24 protein-coding genes are annotated in these 22,813 nt (G+C 66.1%); 15 read left to right on the plus strand and 9 right to left on the minus strand.

The annotated features are described in order from the left end of the window. The first annotated feature begins 39 nt into the window (after positions 1–39). A complete protein-coding gene (locus tag ACW5CM_RS12895; RefSeq protein ID WP_438252765.1) occupies positions 40–1,077 on the plus strand; it encodes a LacI family DNA-binding transcriptional regulator in 1,038 nt (345 codons plus the stop codon). A 57-nt stretch (positions 1,078–1,134) separates the two neighbouring features. Next, positions 1,135–2,577 carry an MFS transporter gene (locus tag ACW5CM_RS12900; protein ID WP_457125225.1) on the plus strand — a complete coding sequence of 481 codons (1,443 nt, stop codon included), beginning with the start codon at positions 1,135–1,137 and terminating at the stop codon, positions 2,575–2,577. Positions 2,578–2,603: 26 nt separating this feature from the next. Here ACW5CM_RS12900 and ACW5CM_RS12905 read toward each other — a convergent pair whose 3' ends face one another. Next, positions 2,604–2,990 (minus strand): hypothetical protein, encoded by a 387-nt coding sequence (locus ACW5CM_RS12905; protein WP_457125226.1) that lies wholly within the window; start codon positions 2,988–2,990, stop codon positions 2,604–2,606. A 75-nt stretch (positions 2,991–3,065) separates the two neighbouring features. Here ACW5CM_RS12905 and ACW5CM_RS12910 point away from each other — a divergent pair, with 75 nt between their 5' ends. After that, complete coding sequence (locus tag ACW5CM_RS12910; RefSeq protein ID WP_457125227.1) at positions 3,066–3,539, plus strand: MarR family winged helix-turn-helix transcriptional regulator; 474 nt, start codon at positions 3,066–3,068, stop codon at positions 3,537–3,539. A 60-nt stretch (positions 3,540–3,599) separates the two neighbouring features. Beyond that, entirely contained in the window at positions 3,600–4,796 is a 1,197-nt protein-coding gene (locus ACW5CM_RS12915; protein ID WP_457125228.1) for a cobalamin-independent methionine synthase II family protein, read from the plus strand. 193 nt (positions 4,797–4,989) lie between these two features. Here the strand turns inward: ACW5CM_RS12915 and ACW5CM_RS12920 are convergent, their stop codons facing one another. Beyond that, on the minus strand, positions 4,990–5,916 hold the full coding sequence (locus tag ACW5CM_RS12920) for a serine hydrolase (protein ID WP_457125229.1): 927 nt from the start codon (positions 5,914–5,916) through the stop codon (positions 4,990–4,992). Between the two features lie 116 nt (positions 5,917–6,032). Continuing rightward, positions 6,033–8,000 carry a M13 family metallopeptidase gene (locus tag ACW5CM_RS12925; RefSeq protein ID WP_438252759.1) on the minus strand — a complete coding sequence of 656 codons (1,968 nt, stop codon included), beginning with the start codon at positions 7,998–8,000 and terminating at the stop codon, positions 6,033–6,035. 130 nt (positions 8,001–8,130) lie between these two features. Here ACW5CM_RS12925 and ACW5CM_RS12930 point away from each other — a divergent pair, with 130 nt between their 5' ends. Next, the gene (locus ACW5CM_RS12930; RefSeq protein WP_439256432.1) at positions 8,131–9,456 is read left to right on the plus strand and encodes an MATE family efflux transporter; all 1,326 of its coding nucleotides are present in this window, start codon (positions 8,131–8,133) and stop codon (positions 9,454–9,456) included. Positions 9,457–9,465: 9 nt separating this feature from the next. Here ACW5CM_RS12930 and ACW5CM_RS12935 read toward each other — a convergent pair whose 3' ends face one another. Next, entirely contained in the window at positions 9,466–10,083 is a 618-nt protein-coding gene (locus tag ACW5CM_RS12935; RefSeq protein ID WP_438252757.1) for a TrmH family RNA methyltransferase, read from the minus strand. A 22-nt stretch (positions 10,084–10,105) separates the two neighbouring features. On the opposite strand from ACW5CM_RS12935, the gene ACW5CM_RS12940 reads away from it, so the two are divergent. The 5 genes from ACW5CM_RS12940 to ACW5CM_RS12960 all read left to right on the plus strand — a co-directional run bounded on the left by ACW5CM_RS12940 (position 10,106) and on the right by ACW5CM_RS12960 (position 13,292). Further along, positions 10,106–10,738, plus strand: coding sequence for a metal-dependent transcriptional regulator (locus tag ACW5CM_RS12940; RefSeq protein WP_438252756.1), 633 nt, complete (start codon positions 10,106–10,108; stop codon positions 10,736–10,738). Between the two features lie 85 nt (positions 10,739–10,823). Further along, positions 10,824–11,660: an SDR family oxidoreductase gene (locus tag ACW5CM_RS12945; protein WP_457125230.1), complete on the plus strand. Its 837-nt coding sequence runs from the start codon at positions 10,824–10,826 to the stop codon at positions 11,658–11,660. A 108-nt stretch (positions 11,661–11,768) separates the two neighbouring features. After that, positions 11,769–12,572, plus strand: coding sequence for an HAD-IIA family hydrolase (locus ACW5CM_RS12950; protein WP_438252754.1), 804 nt, complete (start codon positions 11,769–11,771; stop codon positions 12,570–12,572). A 1-nt stretch (position 12,573) separates the two neighbouring features. Beyond that, a complete protein-coding gene (locus ACW5CM_RS12955) occupies positions 12,574–13,143 on the plus strand; it encodes a YdeI/OmpD-associated family protein (protein WP_457125231.1) in 570 nt (189 codons plus the stop codon). Beyond that, on the plus strand, positions 13,140–13,292 hold the full coding sequence (locus ACW5CM_RS12960; protein WP_438252752.1) for a hypothetical protein: 153 nt from the start codon (positions 13,140–13,142) through the stop codon (positions 13,290–13,292). The genes ACW5CM_RS12955 and ACW5CM_RS12960 overlap by 4 nt, the downstream gene beginning before the upstream one ends. 283 nt (positions 13,293–13,575) lie before the next feature. On the opposite strand, the gene pgi is transcribed toward ACW5CM_RS12960, so the two are convergent. Beyond that, positions 13,576–15,255, minus strand: a complete 1,680-nt coding sequence (gene pgi, locus ACW5CM_RS12965) for a glucose-6-phosphate isomerase (RefSeq protein ID WP_439256429.1) — start codon at positions 15,253–15,255, stop codon at positions 13,576–13,578. A gap of 43 nt (positions 15,256–15,298) precedes the next feature. Continuing rightward, positions 15,299–15,991 carry an SDR family NAD(P)-dependent oxidoreductase gene (locus ACW5CM_RS12970; RefSeq protein ID WP_457125232.1) on the minus strand — a complete coding sequence of 231 codons (693 nt, stop codon included), beginning with the start codon at positions 15,989–15,991 and terminating at the stop codon, positions 15,299–15,301. 101 nt (positions 15,992–16,092) lie between these two features. On the opposite strand from ACW5CM_RS12970, the gene ACW5CM_RS12975 reads away from it, so the two are divergent. After that, on the plus strand, positions 16,093–16,968 hold the full coding sequence (locus ACW5CM_RS12975) for a helix-turn-helix transcriptional regulator (RefSeq protein WP_457125233.1): 876 nt from the start codon (positions 16,093–16,095) through the stop codon (positions 16,966–16,968). Here the strand turns inward: ACW5CM_RS12975 and ACW5CM_RS12980 are convergent. Together ACW5CM_RS12980 and pyrE are read right to left on the minus strand one after the other, a co-directional pair. Next, positions 16,965–17,867, minus strand: coding sequence for an ROK family protein (locus tag ACW5CM_RS12980; RefSeq protein WP_457125234.1), 903 nt, complete (start codon positions 17,865–17,867; stop codon positions 16,965–16,967). The genes ACW5CM_RS12975 and ACW5CM_RS12980 overlap by 4 nt on opposite strands. Next, positions 17,864–18,421: an orotate phosphoribosyltransferase gene (gene pyrE / locus ACW5CM_RS12985; protein WP_457125235.1), complete on the minus strand. Its 558-nt coding sequence runs from the start codon at positions 18,419–18,421 to the stop codon at positions 17,864–17,866. Before pyrE ends, ACW5CM_RS12980 begins: the two co-directional genes overlap by 4 nt. Before the next feature lie 209 nt (positions 18,422–18,630). Here pyrE and ACW5CM_RS12990 point away from each other — a divergent pair, with 209 nt between their 5' ends. The 4 genes from ACW5CM_RS12990 (at position 18,631) to ACW5CM_RS13005 (ending at position 22,067) form a co-directional block, all read left to right on the plus strand. Then, a complete protein-coding gene (locus tag ACW5CM_RS12990; protein WP_457125236.1) occupies positions 18,631–19,167 on the plus strand; it encodes a YbhB/YbcL family Raf kinase inhibitor-like protein in 537 nt (178 codons plus the stop codon). 28 nt (positions 19,168–19,195) lie between these two features. After that, on the plus strand, positions 19,196–20,041 hold the full coding sequence (locus ACW5CM_RS12995) for an exodeoxyribonuclease III (RefSeq protein ID WP_457125237.1): 846 nt from the start codon (positions 19,196–19,198) through the stop codon (positions 20,039–20,041). Between the two features lie 92 nt (positions 20,042–20,133). Then, positions 20,134–21,393 carry a sensor histidine kinase gene (locus ACW5CM_RS13000; RefSeq protein ID WP_457125238.1) on the plus strand — a complete coding sequence of 420 codons (1,260 nt, stop codon included), beginning with the start codon at positions 20,134–20,136 and terminating at the stop codon, positions 21,391–21,393. Further along, on the plus strand, positions 21,390–22,067 hold the full coding sequence (locus ACW5CM_RS13005) for a response regulator (protein WP_438252739.1): 678 nt from the start codon (positions 21,390–21,392) through the stop codon (positions 22,065–22,067). Before ACW5CM_RS13000 ends, ACW5CM_RS13005 begins: the two co-directional genes overlap by 4 nt. Before the next feature lie 120 nt (positions 22,068–22,187). Here ACW5CM_RS13005 and ACW5CM_RS13010 read toward each other — a convergent pair whose 3' ends face one another. After that, positions 22,188–22,760, minus strand: a complete 573-nt coding sequence (locus ACW5CM_RS13010; protein WP_438252738.1) for an NADPH-dependent FMN reductase — start codon at positions 22,758–22,760, stop codon at positions 22,188–22,190. Between the last annotated feature and the right edge of the window lie 53 nt (positions 22,761–22,813).

The raw sequence follows: 22,813 nt of genomic DNA on the forward strand, positions 1-22,813 counted from the left end.
GCCTCGCCTTCGAGCCCCGCGATCACTAGCATGGGGGGCATGTCACCCCGCCGGGATCCCGCTGATCGCGCTCCCAATCAGAACGATGTCGCCCGTGTCGCCGGCGTCTCCGCGCAGACCGTTTCACGCGTCATGTCGGGACAGAGCAATGTTCGCCCTGACACGGCACGAAAAGTTCTCAATGCCGTGGAGGAACTCGGCTACCGTGTACATGCGGCGGCCGCCTCACTCGCATCCGGCCGTACCCGCGTCCTCGGCGTGATCGTGCTGAGCACGAACCGCTACTCCACAGCCGCCCTCGGCGTCGGGATCGAGCGCGTCGCAGCCGAGAACGACTTCACTGTCAGCACAGCATCCGTGTCGGATCACGCCCCCATCGAAGAGATTCTCGCGGCCTTCGATCGCCTCGAGCGCCAGGGAGCAGAAGGCATCATCCTCGGCGTTCCGGTGTCGCTCGATCATGCCGGAATGCGAGCGCGAACACAGCGCACCCCATCGACCCACAACGTGCGCGTCTCCCCCGAAGAAGACGCCGCGTTCGCCGTCGATCAGACCGAGGTCGCCCGGCTGGCCGTCGAGCATCTGCTGGAGCTCGGTCATGAAACCGTCTGGCACATCTCCGGCGACGAGTACTGGACCGAAAGCGTCCAGCGCCGCGAGACGTGGGAGCAGGTGCTGCGCAGCCACGGCATTGAGCCCCCGCCCGTGATCCCCGCGGACTGGACCAGCGAATCCGGCTACCGCGCCGGACGCACGATCGCGGCGATCCCGGGCGCGACCGCGGTGTTCGTCAGCAGCGATGAGATGGCATTTGGTGTCATCCGCGCACTCCACGAGGCCGGCCGCCGCGTGCCAGAGGACGTCTCGATTGTGAGCGTCGACGACATCGCGCTGGCCGCTTATGCGGCCCCTGCCCTCACCACGGTGCGCCAGCCTTTCGAGGAGGTGGGCGCGGCAGCGGCCCGCCGTGTCATCGCCGAGATCGAAGGCACCGAACCTCAGGGGGAAGTGCCGCGCGTGGAGCCGACCCTCATCCTGCGCGCATCCACCGCTCCACCGAATCTGCGCCAGGACTGATCAGCTGATTGCAGCGTCACGGACCGACGCCGCTTCGGACACCGATAGCCTGAGATGATGCGAGACGGTGATGAGCGAGCGAGAAAGCGACTCTCCCGCTCCCCGAATCGCGCTCTGACGGTTGCCGTGCTCGCTTTCGCCGGCCTGGTTTCGGCGTTCATGTTCACGCTCGTCGTGCCGCTGCAGGCCGAACTGCCGCATCTACTGAACGCATCACGCGAAGACACCACCTGGGTCGTCACGATCACCCTGCTCGTCGCCGCAATCGCCACGCCGATCTCCGGGCGTCTCGGCGACATGTATGGCAAGCGCCGCGTCGTGTTCGTCCTGCTGGTGCTGTTGATCATCGGCTCCGTGATCGCGGCTCTGTCGACGTCGATCGTCGGCGTGATCATCGGCCGTGCGCTGCAGGGCGCTGTCACCGGTGTCATTCCGTTGGGCATCGCCATCATGCGCGACATCCTGCCCATGAATCATCTGGGCACCGCCGTCGCGCTGATGAGCGCGACGATGGGTGTCGGTGGTGCACTCGGGATGCCCCTGGCCGCCTACTTGGCACTCAATGCCGACTGGCACTCGCTGTTCTGGCTCGCGGCCGGGCTCGGTGTGATCGGGCTGGTGCTGATCTTCTTCTTCGTCCCCGAGGACGTTCTGCTCGCGCCCGGACGCCTGGATATTGTCGGCGCCCTGGGCCTTGCCGCAGGCCTCACGGGCCTGCTGCTGTACGTATCGCGCGGGGCCGAGTGGGGCTGGACCTCACCCATCGGGCTGAGCCTCGTCATCGGCGGTGTCGCCGTTCTCGTGCTGTGGGGCTGGTATCAGCTGCGAACGAAGGACCCACTGCTGGATCTGCGGGTTGCCGCTCGTCCCGCTGTGCTCTTGACGAACATCGCCGCCATCGGGATGGGCTTCGCGCTCTTCTCGTCCAACGTCACGTTCCCGCAGATGCTCGAGCTGCCGGTGGAGACGGGCTCAGGCTTCGGGCTCGACATGGTCACCGCCGCGTTCATCATCATGCCCGCAGGCCTGGTCATGATGGTGATCTCACCGCTGTCCGGCTGGCTCGAGCGGACGATCGGACCGCGACCACTGTTCACCGCCGGCGCGGCCGCGATCGTCATCGCGTACGTATTCGTGCTGGTCTGGTCGAGCGAGTGGATGCACATCCTCATCGCCAATGCGATCATCGGCGTCGGAATCGGGTTCACCTTCGCTGCCATGCCGATGATCATCATGCGTTCGGTGCCGGCTAATGAGACGGGAGCCTCGAACGGCCTAAACGCCCTGTTCCGTTCGGTCGGCACCTCCAGCGCCTCCGCTGTCATGGGCGGGGTGCTGGCTGCGATGAGCGTCGAGGTCGACGGCGTCGCGATCCCCACGCGGGAAGCCTTCGACGTCTGCTTCTGGCTCGCGATCGTCGCCGGGATCATCGCCCTGGTGCTGTCGCTGCTCATCCCGAAAAACCGCTCGATCGAACCGCGACCGTCGCTGCCGAGCTGAGTGACTTCTGGCTCGGACGCCGCTGATCAGACGGTGAAGCCGTCCGGGTCGCCAGCCCGCGGTGGCCGTAGCCGGTCCGGCAACGGCCACGGCAATACGTGCTGCTGCGCATACCCGGACATGTCTCCGTAGTCATCGATCTTCACGACAATACGGCCAGGCGTACCATCACGGTCCGGGGCGACCTCGACCATACGCACACGGAGCGGACGTTCGGCCTCCCCCTCCAGCATCCACGGATCAGCGAGCCAGGCAAGGCCGTGCGCTTCCAAGGCGGCCTCGGCGCCCAGCCACTCCATGGCCCCCGAGACGGGGCGGCCGAGCACGTCGACGGCGACCCAGTCGTCGCCTTCGGGGTGGATCCAGCCGAGCAGCTCGCCGTCGTCGCGGCGGTGCGGTGTCCAATCGTCCATGCGTCGATCGTACGCATGCCGCGCGCACCGCGCCGGCGTGCTTGCCTGGGCAACTATTCCGGACAGAATGGATCCATGTCCGTCCCCCTCACCCGCATGACCGCGCAGCAGTCCCGCGCCTGGCTCGCGCTCATCTCGACGGCCGAACTGCTGCCCGCAGCTCTCGATGCCCAGCTTCAGCGCGATGCCGACCTCACGCATTACGAGTTCATCCTGCTCAGCGCACTGCAGCGCAGCGGAGCGATGCGGTTGAGCGATCTGGCCGCCGCGACGAATGCGACGCTCCCCCGTGCATCGAAAGTCGTCAGCAGATTGCAGCACCGCGGGCTGGTCGGGCGCGAGGAGAACCCCGAAGACCGACGTGCGGTGCAGCTGACGATCACGAAGCGGGGACGCCGACAGCTGGTGCTCGCGACGCCTAAACACTTCGAGACGGTGCACGAGCTCGTGCTCGATCGCCTCGATCCCGACGCGCTGACCGCACTGGCAGATGCGCTCGAGCCCGTCGTCGAAGCACTGGACCCGCAGCGTCGGTTCGGACCGTTCTGACCTGTCACGGTTCGTCATGCGAATCGGTCGGTGCCGGCGGCGCTGGATAGCATCACGAACATGAGCACGATCGCCACCACCACCGCCGGAAGCCTGCCCCGCACCGAAGCCCTTATCGCCGCGAATGCCGCCCGCACCGTGGCCGAGGATGGTTTCACGCTCGAGTCCACACCTGAGTTCGAAGCTCTGGTCTCGGATGCCGTGACCGATGTCGTCGCACGTCAGCGTGCCGCCGGCATCACCCAGATCGGCGACGGCGAGTTCGGTAAGGCGATGTCGAACGCTGTCGATTACGGAGCATGGTGGAGCTACTCGTTCCAGCGCGTGAGTGGCCTCTCCCTCACCGAGAACAACCTGTTCACGCAACCCACCGCGGTATCCACCCCCGGGAGTATCGAGCTGACCAGCTTCGCCGACCGTCGCGACCGCCACCTGTTCCCCGCTGTCTACAGTGACCCGCATTCGGGCGCCTTCGCGGGCAAGCCGGCAACCGAGTTCCCGACCACCACCGGCCCGCTCGCCTATCGCGGACAGGATGCTGTCGCCGCCGACATCCGCCACCTGAAGGCGTCACTCGCTGAGGGCGAACAGGGCTTTCTGACCTCCATCGCACCGGGCTCTGCCGCGCGGGTGTGGAATGAGCACTACTCCGATCACGATGCGCACCTGTGGGCGTGGGCCGAGGCTCTGCGCGAGGAGTACAAAGCGATCACCGACGCCGGACTCATCGTTCAACTCGATGACCCCTCGCTCGCTGAGAACTGGGACCAGATCAATCCCGAGCCCAGCATCGAGGACTACCTCGCGTTCACCGCGAAGAGCATCGAGGCGCTCAACTACGCGATCGAAGGACTGCCGAAGGAGCTGCTGCGCCTGCACCTGTGTTGGGGCTCGTGGCACGGTCCGCACGTCACCGACGTCGAGGTCGGCAAGATTCTGCCGGCGATCCTCAAGGCGAATGTCGGATCGGTCTCATTCGAGGCCGCGAACGTTAGACATGAACACGAGTGGACCGCATGGCGGGATGCTGTCCTGCCGGACGATCTCGTCCTGGTCCCGGGCGTCGTCAGCCACGCCACCAATGTCGTGGAGCACCCTGACCTCGTCGCCCAGCGCATCGAACGATTCGCGCAGATCGTCGGCCCCGAGCGCGTCATCGCCTCAACCGACTGCGGGCTGGGCGGACGCGTGCACGCCGACATCGCCTGGGCGAAGCTGGAATCACTCGGCGAGGGCGCCCGGCGCGTGCGCGTCTGAGACGTGGCCCTGCGCCCCGGCCCGCGCTCTTCGGCCCGGCGCGCTTCGGCCCGACACACCTGCAGGGCCGAAGCACGGATGCAGGGCGAAACGCCGAGGAATCCCCTGCATCCGTACGATCAGTCTGCATCTGTACTGAAAGCGGGCGGAAACGGGCCGAACGGGACCGAAACCGGGCCTCACGGGGGCCAGCTCAGTGGGTGTACTCCATGAGCTCCAACCCCAGAATCCGGAACGCATCGTGCGCGCGCAGCCGGTGGGCGATGGAGAGGTCGTCGAAGCAAACGATCATGGCGTAGGCGATGCCGGCGCGAGGCCCGGCCAGTACCCCGGCCTCGGCCCTGACTCCGCTCTCGCGGCCGGTCTTGTTGATGAACAGCAGCCCGTGCCGGTCGTGCTCATGCGCGAAGGGGTCCAGGCCCGTCGACGCAGCGATCAAAGTGAGGTCGTGGTTCAGACTCAACCACTCGGCGACCTGCGAACTGACCGCGGCATCCACGGCCTGAGCGTTCACCAGGGCTGAGAAGAGCGCGGCCAGCTCCCGCGTCGTGCCGACAGCGACATGCGGCGCGTCATCCGGGCCACGTTCGTCTCGGAACTGATCGAGCACTGTGGTGCGCTCCAGGCCGAGCGAATCCAGGCGTGCGAGCACGCGGTGATGCCCGACCCGGCGCAGCAGGATGTTCGCCGCGAGCGGGTCCCCCGTAGCGGCGGCCAGCACGGCCAGGTCAGAGAGCGGCAGCGCCGGTGCTCGAAGGTTTCGCCACAGTCCGGAACCTGCCACCGCCTCAACCGAGTTCCGATCAATGATCTCCAGCGGATCGAGTGCTCCCGATTCGAATCCCGCGGCGACCTCGATCAGCAGCGGGACGACACCGACCCCACCCATCGGCAGCGTCACGTGGTCATCTCCGGCGAGCACTTCGCCGCCATTGTCGAGGTCGCTGACATGCACGGAGACCCGAGCTCCGGCATCCGCTAACTGCTCGAGAGCGCGCATCGTGGACGTGAACGTGCGCTTGCCGATCGCCGCACGGCGCGGCAAACGCCGGGTGGTGCCACGAGATCGGCGCAGCGTTGGCTGCGATGTCTCTTCAACGGGCTCGGGGGGAGTGCCCACGCGTAGTCCTTCCCAGGACGATCACTTCTTCGGGAGTGCCTCTACGGGAGCGCTCCCCAGCGGCACCGCAATCGTAACCCCCGCCCCGAGCCCGCGTCACGCGATTTCGGTAACAATCACCAGATTGTCACCCGCTGCTCACTCGGCAGGTACGCCGCATCGGCCTCGGTGACGTCGAACGCTTCGTAGAAGGCATCGATGTTGCGCACGATCTGGTTGCAGCGGAACTCGTTCGGCGAGTGCGGGTCGATCGTGAGCAATCGGATCGTCTCAGCATCCCGACTCTTCTGCTGCCACACCTGCGCCCAGCTCAGCAGCAGGCGCTGCACACCGGTAAGTCCGTCGATGACCGGAGCCTCGGCACCCTCGAGCGACAGCTCATAGGCCTTCAGGGCGATACCCAGACCGCCCAGATCACCGATGTTCTCACCGATCGTGAGAGCGCCGTTGACGTGGTGCTCCGCTGCCAGCCCTTCCGGGACCAGGGCGTCGTACTGTGCGATCAGGGCCTTGGTCCGCTGCTCGAACGCGGTGCGGTCAGCATCCGTCCACCAGTCCTCGAGCTTGCCCGTGCCGTCATAACGGCTGCCCTGATCGTCGAAGCCATGTCCGATCTCGTGGCCGATGACCGCGCCGATGCCCCCGTAGTTGGCGGCGGCATCACGCGAGACATCGAAGAACGGGTACTGCAGGATCGCCGCTGGGAACACGATCTCGTTCATCGACGGGTTGTAGTAGGCGTTGACCATCTGCGGCGGCATGTGCCACTCGGCACGGTCGATCGGCTTACCCACCTTGTCGACGTTGCGGTCGTGCTCGAAAATGTACGCCCGACGGATGTTGCCGAACAGATCTGCCGCGTCGATCTCGAGCGTCGAGTAGTCGCGCCACACCTCGGGGTGACCGATCTTCGGCGTGAAGGCGTCGAGCTTGGCCAGCGCACGCTCGCGAGTGTCGGGACTCATCCACTCCAGCGTGGTGATGCTCTGCCGGTACGCCTCGGTGAGGTTGGCGACGAGCTCATCCATCGCCGCTTTCGCCGTGGACGGGTAGTGCCGTTCGACGTAGACCTTGCCGATCGCCTCGCCGAGGGCGCCCTCGGTGACGGAGACGCCCCGCTTCCAGCGCTCACGGATCGTCGGCACACCGGTGAGTTCCGTGCCGTAGAAGGAGAAGTTCTCCTGCACCATGTCGTCGGTCAGGTACGGCGCCGCTGCGTGCACGACCTGCGCGCGCAGCCACGCCTTCCAGTCATCCAGCCGCTCGGCGCTCAGCAGTGTGCCGAGACCTTCCAGGGCGCTGGGCTGGGCGACGACCGTCTCAGCGAATGCGCTGGCGCCTTGAGCGGGCGCAACAGCATCGCGCCACGGCGTGAGGTCGACACCGGCAAGAGACTGCAGCTCATCCCAGCTCTTGAGGTTGTACGTGGCGACAGCATCGCGGCTGGCGACGTTGTCCCAGTGGTAACCGGCGATCTCGGTCTCCAGCGCGAATGCGCGTTCGGCGGTGCCAGCGGCATCTGCAACCTCGGCGAGCGCGAGCAGACGCTCGAGATGCGCACGGTAGGCGGCGCGGGTGTCTGCGAAGTTGTCGAGACGGTAGTAGCTCTCATCCGGCAGCGAGAGCGCAGACTGCACAAGGATGGGCAAATAACGCTCGGGGTTGCCGGGGTCACCGTCGACGTACAGCCCGATCAGGTGCGCACGACCGTCACGCTCATACGCGCCGCAGGCGGCGAGGAGAGCGGGGATGCTGTCGATCCGATCGATCTCGGCAAACGTTTCGGCGAGCGGGGTGATCCCATCGGTGTTGATGCGCTCGGTGTCCATGAAGCTGGCGAACAGGTCCCCGATCTTGCGCTCGAGGGTGCCGACTTCAGCTGTCTGCGACTCTTCGATAATCGTTCGCACGTCGGCTTCTGCCTGCTCGGCGAGCAGGTGGAAGGATCCCCAGCGGGCTTTGTCCCCCGGGATCTCGGTGCGATCGATCCATGCGCCATTGACGTACCGGTAGAGGTCGTCTTGCGGACGGACATCGGAGCTGAATTCTTCAGTTGCAAGACCTGCGGGGAGAACATCTGTCATGCCTCCACCCTATGTCGGTGCTGTCCCGCGCGCGCTTCTGGTCGAGAACGCGCAAACCGCCCTCAACCAGCGCCGGGAACGGCGATCTGAGTGTTCTCGATGGCGGAGGCATTGCCCGTAGGCTCGGACTGTGAGTGCGCGCGGGGTGACCCTGAACCGAGAGATTCTGCGGCTCGCGGTCCCCGCGCTCGGTGCGTTGGTCGCCGAGCCCGCTTTCCTGATGGTGGATGCCGCGCTCGTCGGCCACCTCGGTGTCGTTCCGCTGGCCGGTCTCGGCATCGCCAGCGCGGTACTGCAGACCATCGTCGGTCTGATGGTGTTCCTGGCGTACTCGACGACCCCCGCTGTCGCGCGACGCTTCGGCGCAGGCGAGCACAAGGATGCCGTCTCGGTCGGCATCGACGGCCTCTGGCTGGCGCTGGGGCTGGGCGCCGTGCTGGCCGCGGTGGGTGCGATGTCGTCGCCATGGCTGGTGTCGTTGTTCGGGGCATCCGCCGAGGTCGCCGAGCAAGCCGACACGTATCTCGTGATCAGCGTCTGGGGATTGCCAGCGATGCTGATCGTGTTCGCCGCGACCGGGCTTCTGCGCGGAATGCAGGACACCATGACTCCGCTGTGGATCGCCGGTGCTGGCTTCGGCGCGAACGCGCTGCTCAACTTCCTGTTCATCTACGGTTTCGGCTGGGGCATCGCCGGATCCGCCGTCGGGACCGTCACCGCTCAGTGGGGCATGGTCGCCGCCTACGTCGTGGTGGTCGGACGCCTCGCTCGCAAGCACGAGGCGTCGGTGCGCCCGCAACGCGAGGGGGTGCGGGGCTCTGCCCGCTCGGGCGGTTGGCTGTTCCTGCGCACGGTCAGTCTGCGGGCGGCGCTGCTGCTGACGGTCGGCGTGGCCACCGGAATCGGCACCGATGAGCTCGCCGGTTGGCAGGTCGTGTTCACGATCTTCTCGGCTGCCGCTTTTGCTCTGGATGCCCTGGCCATCGCCGCGCAGGCACTGATCGGCAAGGGACTCGGCGCCGGCGACATGGCCGGCGTCCGGCAGGTGCTTGCGCGCACCGTCGCGTGGGGCGCCTGGTTCGGAGTCGCCGTCGGGCTTCTCATCGGGATGCTGTCCGGAGTGATCGGCCTCGCGTTCACGGGCGATCCGGCTCTGGCATCCCTCATCCAACCGGCCTTGATCGTGCTCGCCCTCGCACAACCGGTCGCCGGCATCGTGTTCGTCCTCGACGGCGTGCTGATGGGGTCCGGAGACGTGCGCTACCTGGCCATCGCCGGTGGTCTGAACCTCATCCCGTTCTTGCCAGCGCTCCTACTCATCGCGATGATCGGGGTCGGCGGCGCCGCCGGGCTCATCTGGCTCGCGGTGGCCTTCTTCGGCGTCTACCTGCTCGCCCGGTTGGCAACGTTGGGCTGGCGTGTGAAGACGGGCAAGTGGCTGGGTGCGGCGGCATGACCACGCGACTCAGCTCGCGTAGCGGCGGCACCACTCGTACATGATCACGGCTCCGGCCGCGCTCGCGTTGATCGATCTGGTCGACCCGTACTGGGTGATCTCGATGTGTCCGGATGCCGCGGCGATCGCCTCTTCGGTGAGCCCAGGGCCTTCCTGACCGAACAGCAGAACGCAGCGCTGAGGAAGATCGGCTTTGTCCACCGGAACCGCACCATCGACGTTGTCGACCGCGATGATCGGGATGCCCTCGCCCGCAGCCCACGCGGCGAACGCGGCGACATCTTCATGGTGCACGACGTGCTGATAGCGGTCGGTGACCATGGCACCGCGCTTGTTCCAGCGACGGCGGCCGATGATGTGCACGGTGTCGGCGAGGAACGCATTGGCACTGCGCACGATCGACCCGATGTTCATGTCGTGCTGCCAGTTCTCGATGGCGACATGGAACGGATGCCGATGGGTGTCGAGGTCGGCGACGATCGCCTCCATCCGCCAGTAGCGGTACCGGTCGATGACGTTGCGCGTGTCGCCGTTCTCGAGCAGCTCCGGGTCGTACTGCTCGCCCTCCGGCCAGTCGCCTACCCAGGGTCCGAGGCCGTGGGTGGTGCGTTCAGGAGTCTCGGTCACTGTGTCAGCGTAGTCTGGAACCGTGGCATCCCCGGCAGCAGACGACTACCTGAAAACGGTGTACGCGCACACCGAATGGCAGGATGCGCCCATCACGCCGTCCGCGCTGGCTGCGAAGCTCGGCATCGCGCCGTCAAGCGTCACCGAGATGGTGAAGAAGCTCGCCGCCGCCGGCCTCGTCTCGCATGTGCCCTACGGTGCCGTGCGGTTGACGGATGCTGGCACCCAGCGGGCCCTCGGCATGGTGCGCCGCCACCGCCTGATCGAGACATGGCTCGTGCAGGAGTTCGGCTACGCCTGGGATGAAGTCCACGATGAGGCCGAAGTGCTCGAGCACACCATCAGCGACCGCCTGCTGGAGGGCATCGATACTCGGCTCGGCCGACCACGGTTCGACCCGCACGGCGATGCGATTCCGGATGCCACCGGCCACGTCGAGCGCTGCCCATTCGTGCTGCTCGCGGAGGCGCCGGTCGGTCATGAAGGCCGCGTGCTGCGGGTTTCCGACACGGATCCGGAGCTGCTTCGTTCACTGGAGAATCTGGGCCTGTCCGTGGCCTCTCACGTGCGCGTGACTGCGGGTGGCATCGAGCTCGACGGGCGCGCAGTCGTGTTGGCAGAAGGCACCGCCGATATCGTCTGGCTGAGCGCGTAGCATCCGCTCCCCTTCCCCATCGGGAATATTTCTCTGCCCTCCAGCGTATTTATATACGTACGCATACTTATCTGGAGGTTGGAAAATGACGAATCACGTCGATGGCCGAGTCATCATCATCACCGGTGCCGGCAGCGGTTTTGGGAAGCTTGTCGCCGGAATGACCGCAGGACTCGGCGCACACGTCATCGCCTCTGACATCAATGAGGAGAACCTGAAGTCCGTCGTCAGCGAGATTCAGGCCAAGGGGCAGAGCGCCGAGTACATCGTCGCCGACGTGACCGACAAGGAGCAGATGGACGCTGTGGCATCCTTCGCGGTCGAGAAGTTCGGTCGCATCGACGTCATGCTCAACAACGCCGGCATCATGCCGCTGGCTTTCTGGTCTGATCACAAGAAGGCTTCGAAGGCCTGGGACAAGGCGATCGACATCAACATCAAGGGCGTCGTGAACGGCATCACCGCCGTGTACGACCAGATGATGGAGCAGGGACGCGGCCAAGTGGTCAACATCTCCTCGATCTACGGCAACGCAGGAATGCCGGGATCAGGCGTCTACAGCGCGACCAAGGCGGCGGTGAAGATCATCTCCGACTCGCTGCGCATCGAGTCGCACGGCAAGATCAAGGTGACAACGCTCAAGCCGACTGGCGTTCCGGGCACCAACCTCGCCAGCGCTGTCGTGAACGAGACGGCCATCTCCGGGCTCGCCGGCCAGAACGCTCAGGCCTACTCCGACAGCACCGAGAAGTTCATCAAGGGCGAGTTGCCGGCGGAACAGACTGATTCCGACAGCATCGAGTACTGGGCACTCACCCCCGAGGATCTCGCTGAGAACGTCGTCTATGTCATTAATCAGCCCTGGGGCGTGAACATCAGCGACATCACCGTGCGCGCCAGCGGCGACGTGTTCATCCACTGACTGTTACACCTGTCGGAGGCTGTTACGCCTGTCGGAGGAATTCGACCAGAACCTCCGACGGGTGCAACATGCTCCGACGGGCGAGGCGCCAACCAATAGGCTGAGCACATGGCACATCGCGACGACATCGAATGCTGGCTCACCGACATGGACGGCGTGCTCGTCCATGAGAACGACGCCATCCCCGGGGCATCCGAGATGCTCGCCGGGTGGGAGGCAGCCGGCATCCCGTACCTGGTGCTGACGAACAACTCGATCTTCACCGCACGCGACCTCTCCGCGCGGCTGCGCTCCAGCGGGCTGCATGTTCCGGAGGAGCGCATCTGGACTTCGGCGCTGGCGACGGCGGACTTCCTGAAGCAGCAGGTTCCCGGCGGCTCTGCGTTCGTCATCGGCGAGGCCGGCATCCTCACCGCCCTGCATGACGCCGGGTTCGTGATGACCGAGACCAATCCCGATTTCGTGGTCGTCGGTGAGACCCGCACCTATTCCTTCGAAGCGATCACGCGGGCGATTCGCCTCATCAACAAGGGCGCGCGCTTCATCATCACCAACCCGGATGCCACCGGCCCCAGCGCCGAGGGCCCGCTGCCCGCGACCGGTGCTGTCGCGGCACTCATCACCAAGGCCACCGGACGCGAGCCATATGTCGTCGGCAAGCCGAATCCGATGATGTTCCGCTCGGCGCTGAACAAGATCGGCGCCCACTCGAAGAAGACCGGCATGATCGGTGACCGCATGGACACCGACATCGTCGCCGGCATCGAGGCGGGCCTGCACACCGTGCTCGTGCTGACCGGCATCAGCGATCAGGCCGAGATCGAGAAGTACCCGTTCCGCCCGGATGAGATCGTCGATTCGGTCGCTGACCTGCTGCCGACCATCACCGGGGCGATCCCGACACAGGGCTGACATGGGCGTACTCGACGAGGGCGAGCGGATCACGGCGGTGGATGCCGCAGCGTGGCGCGCCTGGCTCGAAGAACACCATGCGGACTCGGCGGGCGTGTGGCTGCTGAACGTGCGCCGCGCCGCCACGGGCGACAGCGTCGGCTACGAGGATTCGGTGCGGCAGGGGCTGTGCTTCGGCTGGATCGACGGACCGGTGCGCACGTTCCCCGAGGGCGTGGGGCAGTGGTTCTCGCCACGGCGACCGTCGAGTGGCTGGGCTGCGACGAACAAGGCACGCCTCGTGGAGCTGGAGCAGCAGGGCCAGCTCGCGCCTGCCGGCATCCGCGTCATCGAGATCGCCAAGGCCAACGGCACCTGGGAGATGCTCGACGGACCAGAGGCCGGCATCGAACCCGACGAGCTCGCCGCCGCCCTGGACGCCGTCCCCGCTGCGCGTGCAGCCTGGGACGCCTTTCCGAAGTCGGTCAAGAAGCTCGGGCTGACGCACATCGCGACGGCGAGGCGCGCTGAAACCAGAAGCGCCCGCATCGCGAAGATCGTCACCGACGCAGCAGAGGGGAAGCGGCCATGAGTGAGCGCGACGTGATGTTCCTGGTGATGTTCGTGATATTGCTGTCGACGCTCGTCGTCTTCGTCGTGCAGTTCGTCAGGTCACGGCGCGGTAAGGGCGGCCGCGGCAACTGGTGGGAAGGCCCCTGGGACGACGACCGTAAGAAGTGAGCGCCGGGCGCGCCGCGCCGTTCCCTATGCCCTGTTCGGGCCACGCAGGTGTCGCTTCGTGCCGCCCAGTCGCCTCCGAAGCGACCACAAGCGCCACCTGCCCGGTGGACCGCCCAGACTCAACCCACGCAGGTGTCGCTTCGTGCCGCCCGGCCGCCTCCGAAGCGACCCCAAGCGCCACCTGCCCGGTGGTTCGGCGCGCCGGGGTTACGCCCGGTGCTCCCGGTAGTTCGGTGCGCCCGGGGTTACGCCCGGTGCTCCCGGTGGTTCGGCGCGCCCGGGGTTACGCCCGGTGCTCCCGGTAGTACGCCAGCAGCGCCTTGGTCGAGGCATCCTGCGCGTCGAGCGCTGCAGCATCCCCCTCGATCGCCGGCGCGATCTGCAGCGCGAGCTGCTTGCCGAGCTCCACGCCCCACTGGTCGAACGAGTTGATTCCCCAGATCACGCCCTGCGTGAAGACGATGTGCTCGTAGAGGGCGATCAGTTCGCCGAGCACGCGCGGGGTCAACGCGGGCGCGAAGATCGATGTCGTCGGGCGGTTGCCGGCGAAGGTCCGCGCAGCCACGAGCGGGCCCGTGGTGCCTTCGGCTTCGACCTCTGCCGCGGTCTTGCCGAACGCGAGCGCCTTGGTCTGAGCGAGGAAGTTCGCCAGGAACAGGCCGTGCACATCACGCCCATCGTCCTGGAGCGGATAGGCCGGGTTCGCGAAGGCGATGAAGTCGGCCGGGATCAGGCGCGTGCCCTGGTGGATCAGCTGGTAGAACGCGTGCTGGCCGTTGGTTCCCGGCTCGCCCCAGAAGATCTCGCCGGTGTCGGTGGTGACCGGTGAGCCATCCCAGCGCACCGACTTGCCGTTGGACTCCATGGTCAGCTGCTGCAGGTACGCGGCGAAACGGCTGAGCTGCTGCGCGTAGGGAAGTACGGCGTGCGACTGCGCGCCGAGGAAGTTCGTGTACCAAACGTTGAGCAGGCCCATCAGGATCGGCACGTTGCGCTCGAGAGGGGTGGATGCCACGTGTTCGTCGACCGCGTGGAATCCGCTGAGAAGCTCCCGGAATACCTCGGGGCCTGCCTCAATCATCACGGACAGGCCGATGGCTGAATCGACCGAGTAGCGGCCGCCAACCCAGTCCCAGAACCCGAAGGCGTTGTCGGTGTCGATGCCGAAGGCGGCCACCTTGTCGAGCGCAGTGGAGACGGCCGCGAAGTGGTGGGCGACGGCATCCGTCTTCGCCTCTTCTGTGTCTTCGATCGCGCCGGCCGCGATCAGGCCGGCCCACAACCAGTCCCGCGCGAGGCGCGCGTTGGTCAGGGTCTCCAACGTCGTGAAGGTCTTGGATGCGACGATGAACAGCGTCGTCTCCGGGTCGAGGTCCTTGGTCTTCTCGGTGATGTCGAACGGGTCGATGTTCGACACGAACCGCGCCTGGATGCCGGCGGTCGCGTAAGGCTCGAGCGCCGCCGAGATCATGACGGGGCCGAGGTCGGATCCGCCGATGCCGATGTTGACCACGTGCGTGACCTTCTTGCCGGTCACGCCCTGCCACTGACCCGACCGCACTCGGTCGGCGAACGCCGTCATGGCGCCCAGTACTTCCTGCACATCGTGGTCGATGTCCTGCCCATCCACCGTGAGGGCGGGTTGGATGCCGGCGGGTCGGCGAAGCGCGGTGTGCAGAACAGCGCGGTCCTCGGTGGTGTTGATGTGCTCACCGCGCTGCATGGCGGCGAAGTGTTCGGCTACACCGGTCTGCTCGGCGAGCGATACGAGGGAGGCGAGGATGCCGTCATCGACGAGGTTCTTCGACAGGTCGACTCGGAGATCCGCGAGGTCGAACGTCATCCGTTCGACTCGGCCGGGGTCGCTGTCGAACCAGCTGCGCAGGTCGGGGACGAACCCGCTCTTGCGGGCTTCGAGTTCGGCCCAGGCGGAAGTGGCGGTGGCATCAATAGGAGCGGTCACGCTGACCAAACTACTCCAGCCGACGGGGCCGGGGTGTCGCGCTCTAGAAGAGAGCGACTCCTGAGCGGTCGATGAACGTGCCGGTCGAACCCTGCCCTCCCCTGGTGGCGAGCTCGACGATCGCATCGGTTCCTTCGCTCACCGTCTGAGTGCCCTGATTACCGTTGAAGTCCGTCTTCGTATAACCGGGGTCGGCGGCGTTGATCCGCATCTCGGGAAACGCCTTGGCGTACTGCACCGTAAGCATGGTGACCGCCGACTTCGATGAGGTGTACAGCGGCGCGACGAGCATCGACTCGATGCGTTCAGGATCATGCACAGCAGCGAACGACCCGAGACCGCTCGTCACGTTGACGATGGTTGGCGCGCTGGATTCGCGCAGAATCGGAAAGAATGCGGACGTCGTGCGCACGATGCTGACGACGTTCGTTGAATACACGTGAGCGGCATCCTCCGCGGTCAGCTGCTCAGCGGGCTTCATCGGCCCCGAGATGCCAGCGTTGTTGATGAGCACGTCGAGGCCACCGGCATCCGTGATCTTTCGCACGGCGTCGTCGACGGATGCGTCGTCCGTGACATCGAGCTGGACGAAGCGCCCGCCGAGCTCATCGGCGGCCTGCTTCCCCCGCGTCTCATCGCGTGCCCCCATCCACACGGTGTGTCCTGCTTGGATGAGTCGACGGGCGGTTTCATATCCGAGGCCCTTGTTGGCTCCGGTGATCAGTGTTGTTGTCATATTTCCAGTCTGTGGATGCGGTGCGGCGCTGTCGTGGCCCGGATGGGCGGGGGGACCCGCAGTACCACCCAAGCTCCTTCAGACGCTGTCAGACTGATGGGATGCAGCAGAAGCAGATCTCGGACCTCGGCGGGGTGCTGCGTGCGTGGCGAGATCGACTGTCCCCTGTCGATGTCGGCCTGTACTCAGGTGATGACCGCCGCGCCGCGGGGCTGCGTCGAGAAGAGCTCGCCGCACTCGCAGGGCTGAGCGTCGACTACGTCGTCCGGCTGGAGCAGGGCCGGGCTCGGCATCCCTCTGCCCAGGTGACGGCGGCACTCGCTCGCGCCCTTCAGCTGAGCGACGCCGAACGCGACCATCTCTTCGTCGTCGCGGGGCTCCTCCCGCCCTCACCAGGGCAGGTCCCGACGCACATCCCTCCCAGCATCCAGCGGCTGATCTCCCGGCTCGGCGAGACTCCCCTTGCGGTGTTCAGCGCATCATGGGATCTCATTTCCGCGAGCCCGCTCTGGAAGACGCTGCTGGGCGATCCTTCCTCGACGGCCACCGGGCCACCCAACCTGTTGAGGCAGCACTTCACGGGCACATCCCAGTGCGATGACAAGAAGAGGGTCGTCAGCCAGTCCGGCAGCCCCGAAGTGTTCGAAGCATCGCTCGTCGCCGACCTGCGCCGAGTGAGCGGGCGTTATCCGGACGACCAAGGCGTCAAGGCATTGGTCAATGAGCTTCTCGGATCAAACGAGCGATTCCGCGCCCTCTGGCATAGCGGCGCGGTCGGAGAGCACCAATCGGAGCGCAAAGTGATTCGACATGAGGCCGTGGGCGACATTGAACTCGACTGCGACGTGTTCACCGTCTCAGGCACCGACCTGCGCATCGTCGCGTACACCGCCGCCACCGGGTCGGATGCCGCGGCGAAGCTCGACTTCCTTCGGGTATCGGCGGCGACTGCACCGCGTGCGCTGAGCGGCGCCTAACGCAGCACGAGTGCGGCCGCGCCGATGAGCGGGCCCTCGTCTCCGAGGCCCGAGCGCACCACTCGTGCGCGACGCGAGTAGTCGTGCGCGGCGCTGGCGATGAGCGCCTGCTGCACAAGGTCGATGTAGTCATCCGACACGCGCGAGAAGCCGCCGCCGATGGCGATCATGTCGAGGTCGACGAGCGTCGCAGCATCCGCCAGCGCCTGGCCGACCTCGCGCGCGGAACGTTCGATGGCCGCGCGCGCGATCCGATCACCGGATGCCGCATCCCGAGCGAGATCTTCACCGGTCGAACCGGTCCAGCCCTGGGTCTGCGCCCATGCCGCGCTCGCGGGACCGGAGGCGATCTGCTCGAGCGTCAGCCCACCTTCGCGGCGCACCTGGCCGAGGTGTCCGGCGTTGCCGGATGCGCCGGGAATGTACTGACCGCCGATGACGAATCCGCCACCGACGCCGGTGGAGACGACGATCGACAGCGACGCTTTCGCGTCACGGGTGGCACCCAGCCACGATTCGGCGAGAGCGAGCGCACCGCCGTCGTGCCCGAAGACGGTGGGGACGTCCGCTCTGACGATTTCGGATGCTGCGCGGCGCACCGCATCCGCCAACGGGTAGCCGAGCGCCTGAGGCATATTGACCGGCAGGATCTGCCCGGCCGGTCGATCGATCGGACCGGCGCTGCCGACACCGGCTCCGACGAGGCCGGCACCTTCGGGAAGCTGCGCCAGTGCGTGTGTGACGACCTGCACGACGGCCGCATCCAACGACCCGGGCGTCGCGGCGCGTCCGGTCGCGCTGCGCGAACGACTGCCGTTGACCAGCACGCCCTCGTCAGAGACGAGCGCCGCCTCCATCTTGGTGCCGCCGACGTCGACGGCGAGGGCGTAGCGGGTCACTGCGGGTCGAGGCCGAGGTCGTCGAGGTCGAAGGCCGCGAGCCACTTCAGGCCCTCCGCCTCGATGGCTGCTTGCGCGCCGGTCTTGCGGTCGACGATCACGGCGACGGCGATGACTTCGGCGCCTTCGCGGCGCAGCACCTCAACGGCTTTGAGTGCGGACTGTCCGGTGGTGGAGGTGTCCTCCAGCACGACGACACGCTTACCCGCGACATCGGCCCCTTCGATCTGGCGTCCGCGGCCGTGGTCTTTGGGCTCCTTGCGGACGACGAACGCGTCCAGTGGACGATCAGTGTCGACCGAGGCGTGCAGCACGGAGTTGGCGATCGGGTCGGCGCCGAGCGTCAGCCCGCCGACGGCTGCGACATCGAGGTCGCCGATGAGGTCGAGCATGATGCGGCCAATCGCGGGAGCGGCACGATGATCGAGGGTGAGCCTGCGCATGTCGACGTAGTACGTCGCCTGCTTGCCGCTGGAAAGCGTGAAGTCACCGTGGAACACCGCCTCATCTTTGATGAGGGCGAGCAGGGACTGGCGGTCGGCGTCGAGAGTCACGGCATCCAGTGTAAGGCGCACGGCCCGCGCACAACTCCTAAAGAATGCAACCGGATCGGTCGATTCAGCCCGAATTGGCGCCGACCGGGCCGGTTCTTCAGGAGTTGTGCACCGGCGACGGCCCCGAGCGTTTGGCCAGCACGGGATGCGAGCGTCTATCGTGGCGATGAGCCGAGTCTGATCGGAACCCGCGACGTGAAGGAGCCTCCGTGTTCTCGTACGATCCCTATGCCGAACTCGCCACACTGCGCGACTTCCTGCCGCTGGAACTCACCAGCCCTGATTTCGAACCCGATGGCGCGCTGCCGCTGTTCGCCTGGTCGGCCGATCGTGGCGGCGAGGATCGATCTCCCGCATTGCAGTGGTCGACGCCGCCTGCCGGCACGAAGAGCATTGCGATTTCCTGCTTCGATCCGGATGCTCCGACCGGATCGGGATTCTGGCACTGGGCGGCATACAACCTCCCGGCCGCGACCACGTCCCTGGCAAGCGGCGCCGGTGACCTGGCGGCCCTTCCCGCTGGCGCCACAGTCCTGCCGAACGAATCCCGAACGGAACGGTTCATCGGCGCTGCTCCGCCGGAGGGCACCGGTGTGCACCGCTACTTCTTCGTCGTCGACGCCCTGGACGTTCCCACCCTCGATATCGCACGTGGATCGACCCCTGCGGTGCTCGGCTTCAACCGGCACTTCCATTCGTTGGCACGCGGCGTGCTGATGGGCACGGCCGACCCGTCCGAACACTGACGTCCCTGCCCGCAATTAGGCTGGGGGCATGCGCCTGGCCACCTGGAACGTCAACTCCATCCGCACCCGCGTCACCCGCACGGTGGAATTCGCCGTGCGCGAAGACATCGACGTGCTCGCGATGCAGGAGATCAAGTGCAAGCCCGAGCAGTTCCCCTACGCGCCATTTGAAGAGGCGGGTTACCACGTCGAGGTGCACGGGCTGAATCAGTGGAACGGCGTCGCGATCGCGAGCCGCCTGCCGATCACCGACATTGACACCGCGTTCACCGGGATGCCCGGCTTCGCCAAGGGCCACGAAGGACCGGATGCTCCGCTCGAAGCGCGTGCGCTCGGTGCCACGATCGAGGGTGTGAAGGTGTGGAGCCTGTACGTGCCCAACGGCCGCTCGCTCGACGATCCGCACTACCAGTACAAGTTGCACTGGCTCGAGGCGCTGCGCCAGCACACGGCATCCGAACTGCAGAAGAACCCTGACCTGCCCTTGGCCCTGGTCGGCGACTTCAACATCATCCCGTTCGACGCCGACAACGGCGACCCCGACATCGTCGAGGGCGTCTCCACCCATGTCTCTCCCGAAGAGCGCGCCGCGTTCTTCGCGTTTCAGGATGCTGGACTCACCGATGTCGTGCGTCCGCTGCTGCCGGAGGGCTTCACCTACTGGGACTACCAGCGCCTGAAGTTCCCTCGCAACGAGGGCGTCCGCATCGATTTCGTGCTGGGCTCCCCCGCGCTCGCCGGCGCCGTTACCGGGGCATCCATCCATCGCGATGAGCGCAAGGGCGTCCAGCCCAGCGATCACGTTCCGGTGGTCGTTGATCTCGACTTCGGGAGCACCGATGACGACGATGACATGCCGATGATTTTCGCGTGACTCGACTGCCGCGGCTCATCGCCAGCAGGTAGCGGCGGCGAGTCCGTCGTGCGGCGGATGTCCCGGCATCCGCTTGCCCGTACCGTGGAAGTATGTCCGCATCATCACGCGCGCTGACCGCGCGCCAACGACAGTCCGACCTGCTGCTGGCCGGCGTCGTGTTCGTCGCCGGCATCATTAGCGCCGCGCTGTCGGCGGTCTCCGGACTGTACGGCGAAGAGCAGGCACCACTGTGGCAGGCGATTGTTTACCTGCTCGTGCTCGCGCTTCCGCTCGCCGCGCGCCGCATCTGGCCTGCTCAGGTCGCGGTCATCGTCTCAGTCGCGTACTTCTTCGCCGCGACATTGCGCGTGCCGGAGATGTATGCCGGAAACATCGCGATGTTCATCGGGCTGTACACGGTGGGTGCGTGGATGGCCAACCGCCGTGCGGCGATGATCGTGCGGGTGTCGATCATCGTCGGCATGTTCATCTGGCTGATGATCACGATGTACCGTGACGCGATCGACACCGCCAACGAAGAGGAGATCGTCGCGGGGGCGATGTCGCCGTACCTCGCCTTCATGATGCTGCAGCTGTTGGTGAACGTGCTCTACTTCGGCGGCGCCTACTACTTCGGAGAGCACGCTTGGAAGGCCGCAATGCAGCGTCAGTCCCTCGAGCAGCGCACAGAAGACCTGGAGCGCGAGCGCGAGGTCACTGCGGCGCAGGCGGTGGCGCTCGATCGCGTCCGCATCGCGCGCGAGCTTCATGACGTCGTCGCGCACCATGTATCGGTGATGGGCGTGCAGGCAGGGGCCGCGCGCATGGTCCTCGATCAGGACCCCGCTCGGTCGAAGCAGATCCTTTCCAGCGTCGAAGAATCGGCGCGCGAAGCCATCAGCGAGTTGAGACATCTCCTGGAGACCCTGCGGTCGAACGGCGACGACGAAGATGCTGCGTCCACCGTCTCGCTCGCCGACATCGCGCGACTCGTCGCGGCGTCGAATGGCGCAGGACTCCCGACCGAATACACGGTCGTCGGCGAAGAACAGCCAGTGTCGTCAGTCGTGCAGGTAAACCTCTATCGAATCGCACAGGAGTCACTCACCAACGCCCGCCGCCATGCGGGCATCGGAGCTACGGCCGACGTGCGTCTGCGCTACACCGCGACCGGCATCGAGCTCGAAGTGGTGAACACCGGCCGGCCAGTGCTCGCGCCCCGGCCGGGAATGGGACAGCTGGGCATGCGCGAGCGCACCCTGGCCTCGGGTGGCACGATTGAATCTGTACCTCGCGAGCGTGGAGGCTGGCGCGTGCGCGTGCAGATTCCGCTGGCCGCGCACGCTGAACTGGCAGGAGCCGCCGCATGACCGACCCGATCCGCGTACTGCTCGTCGACGATCACGCGATGCTGCGCGCCGGATTCCGCACTATCCTCGACATCCAGCCCGACATCACCGTGGTCGGCGAAGCATCGACCGGCGCCGAAGCGGTGACTGCGGCATCCACTCTGCACCCGGATGTCATCTGCATGGATGTACAGATGCCCGATATGGATGGCATCGAGGCGACCAGACGGATCATCTCCGATCCGAATGTGCACGCCGCGATCGCGATCGTGACGACTTTCGATCGCGATGACTATCTGTTCAGCGCTCTGGATGCTGGCGCGAGCGGTTTCCTGTTGAAGAACGGCGGCCCGGAGGATCTGGTCGCCGCGGTGCGCGTGCTCGCCGCAGGCGACGGGATGCTGGCACCAGAGGTGACCAGGCGTGTCGTGCAGCGGTATGCGACGGCCTCGACGGGGGACGGCACTGTGGCCACGGCATCCGCCCCTTCACTCGATCTCATCGAGCCGCTTACCGAGCGTGAGGCAGAAGTTCTCGCGCTCCTGTCCGAAGCGATGAGCAATGCAGAGATCGCGACAGCACTGTTCATCGGTGAAGCGACGGTGAAGACCCACGTCTCACGCGTGCTGCAGAAGATCGGTGCCCGCGATCGGGTGCAGGCGGTGGTGCTGGCGCTGCGGCATGGGTTGGCGTGAACCTTACATTCGGTAATTCGGGGCCTCACTGAGACCGACGTACTGGAGTTCGACGATGGCGAGAAAACGACGGATGCCCCGCAGCACGAGGCTGCAGGGCATCCGATCAAGCGAGAATGCTTAGGAGTTCACGAGCTCCGCGGAGTGCTGCACGCGGTTGATGAGGCCGTTGAACGCCTCGAGGTAGCCGACGAGGAAACCAGCGGTCGAGTCATCCGTGACCTGGCCCTCTTCGGTGAACAGGCCCGGGCGGTCCTGGATGAAGCCCTCAGGCTGGCCCATCGTGATTGCGCTGAAGTGACCGAGGATCGCGCGCAGGTGCTGCTGGGCCGCTGCGGTTGCGACACCGGATCCGGAGGTACCGATGACGGCGACGGGCTTGCCGTAGAACGACATGTCACCGTAGGGGCGGGTCGACCAGTCCAGGGCGTTCTTGAGCACTCCGGGGATGGAGCGGCTGTACTCGGGGGTGACAATGATGACACCGTCGACGTCGGCGATGGCCTTCTTGTACTCGGTGGCCACCTCCGGGAAGTTGCCGTCGAAGTCCGGCGAGTAGAAGGGGAGGTCCTTGATCGGGATCTCGACAAGTTCCGTGCCCTCAGGGGCGAGATTCGCCAGAACGCGCGCAAGGCGGCGGTTGATGGAGGCGCTGGAGATGCTGCCGACGATGTAGCCGATAGTGCGAGTCACAGGTGTTTCCTTCTGTTCGGGCTCAGCTGAGCCGATTGCGGTCTGCCGGTGTC

The sequence above is a fragment of the Microbacterium wangyouchuni genome, from assembly GCF_054072595.1.

Coding starts and splice junctions, on each gene's coding strand:
- ACW5CM_RS12895 (WP_438252765.1), top strand. CDS start 40: ATGTCACCCCGCCGGGATCCCGCTGATCGCGCTCCCAATCAGAACGAT.
- ACW5CM_RS12900 (WP_457125225.1), top strand. CDS start 1,135: ATGCGAGACGGTGATGAGCGAGCGAGAAAGCGACTCTCCCGCTCCCCG.
- ACW5CM_RS12905 (WP_457125226.1), bottom strand. CDS start 2,990: ATGGACGATTGGACACCGCACCGCCGCGACGACGGCGAGCTGCTCGGC.
- ACW5CM_RS12910 (WP_457125227.1), top strand. CDS start 3,066: ATGTCCGTCCCCCTCACCCGCATGACCGCGCAGCAGTCCCGCGCCTGG.
- ACW5CM_RS12915 (WP_457125228.1), top strand. CDS start 3,600: ATGAGCACGATCGCCACCACCACCGCCGGAAGCCTGCCCCGCACCGAA.
- ACW5CM_RS12925 (WP_438252759.1), bottom strand. CDS start 8,000: ATGACAGATGTTCTCCCCGCAGGTCTTGCAACTGAAGAATTCAGCTCC.
- ACW5CM_RS12945 (WP_457125230.1), top strand. CDS start 10,824: ATGACGAATCACGTCGATGGCCGAGTCATCATCATCACCGGTGCCGGC.
- ACW5CM_RS12950 (WP_438252754.1), top strand. CDS start 11,769: ATGGCACATCGCGACGACATCGAATGCTGGCTCACCGACATGGACGGC.
- ACW5CM_RS12955 (WP_457125231.1), top strand. CDS start 12,574: ATGGGCGTACTCGACGAGGGCGAGCGGATCACGGCGGTGGATGCCGCA.
- ACW5CM_RS12960 (WP_438252752.1), top strand. CDS start 13,140: ATGAGTGAGCGCGACGTGATGTTCCTGGTGATGTTCGTGATATTGCTG.
- ACW5CM_RS12970 (WP_457125232.1), bottom strand. CDS start 15,991: ATGACAACAACACTGATCACCGGAGCCAACAAGGGCCTCGGATATGAA.
- ACW5CM_RS12975 (WP_457125233.1), top strand. CDS start 16,093: ATGCAGCAGAAGCAGATCTCGGACCTCGGCGGGGTGCTGCGTGCGTGG.
- ACW5CM_RS12995 (WP_457125237.1), top strand. CDS start 19,196: ATGCGCCTGGCCACCTGGAACGTCAACTCCATCCGCACCCGCGTCACC.
- ACW5CM_RS13000 (WP_457125238.1), top strand. CDS start 20,134: ATGTCCGCATCATCACGCGCGCTGACCGCGCGCCAACGACAGTCCGAC.
- ACW5CM_RS13005 (WP_438252739.1), top strand. CDS start 21,390: ATGACCGACCCGATCCGCGTACTGCTCGTCGACGATCACGCGATGCTG.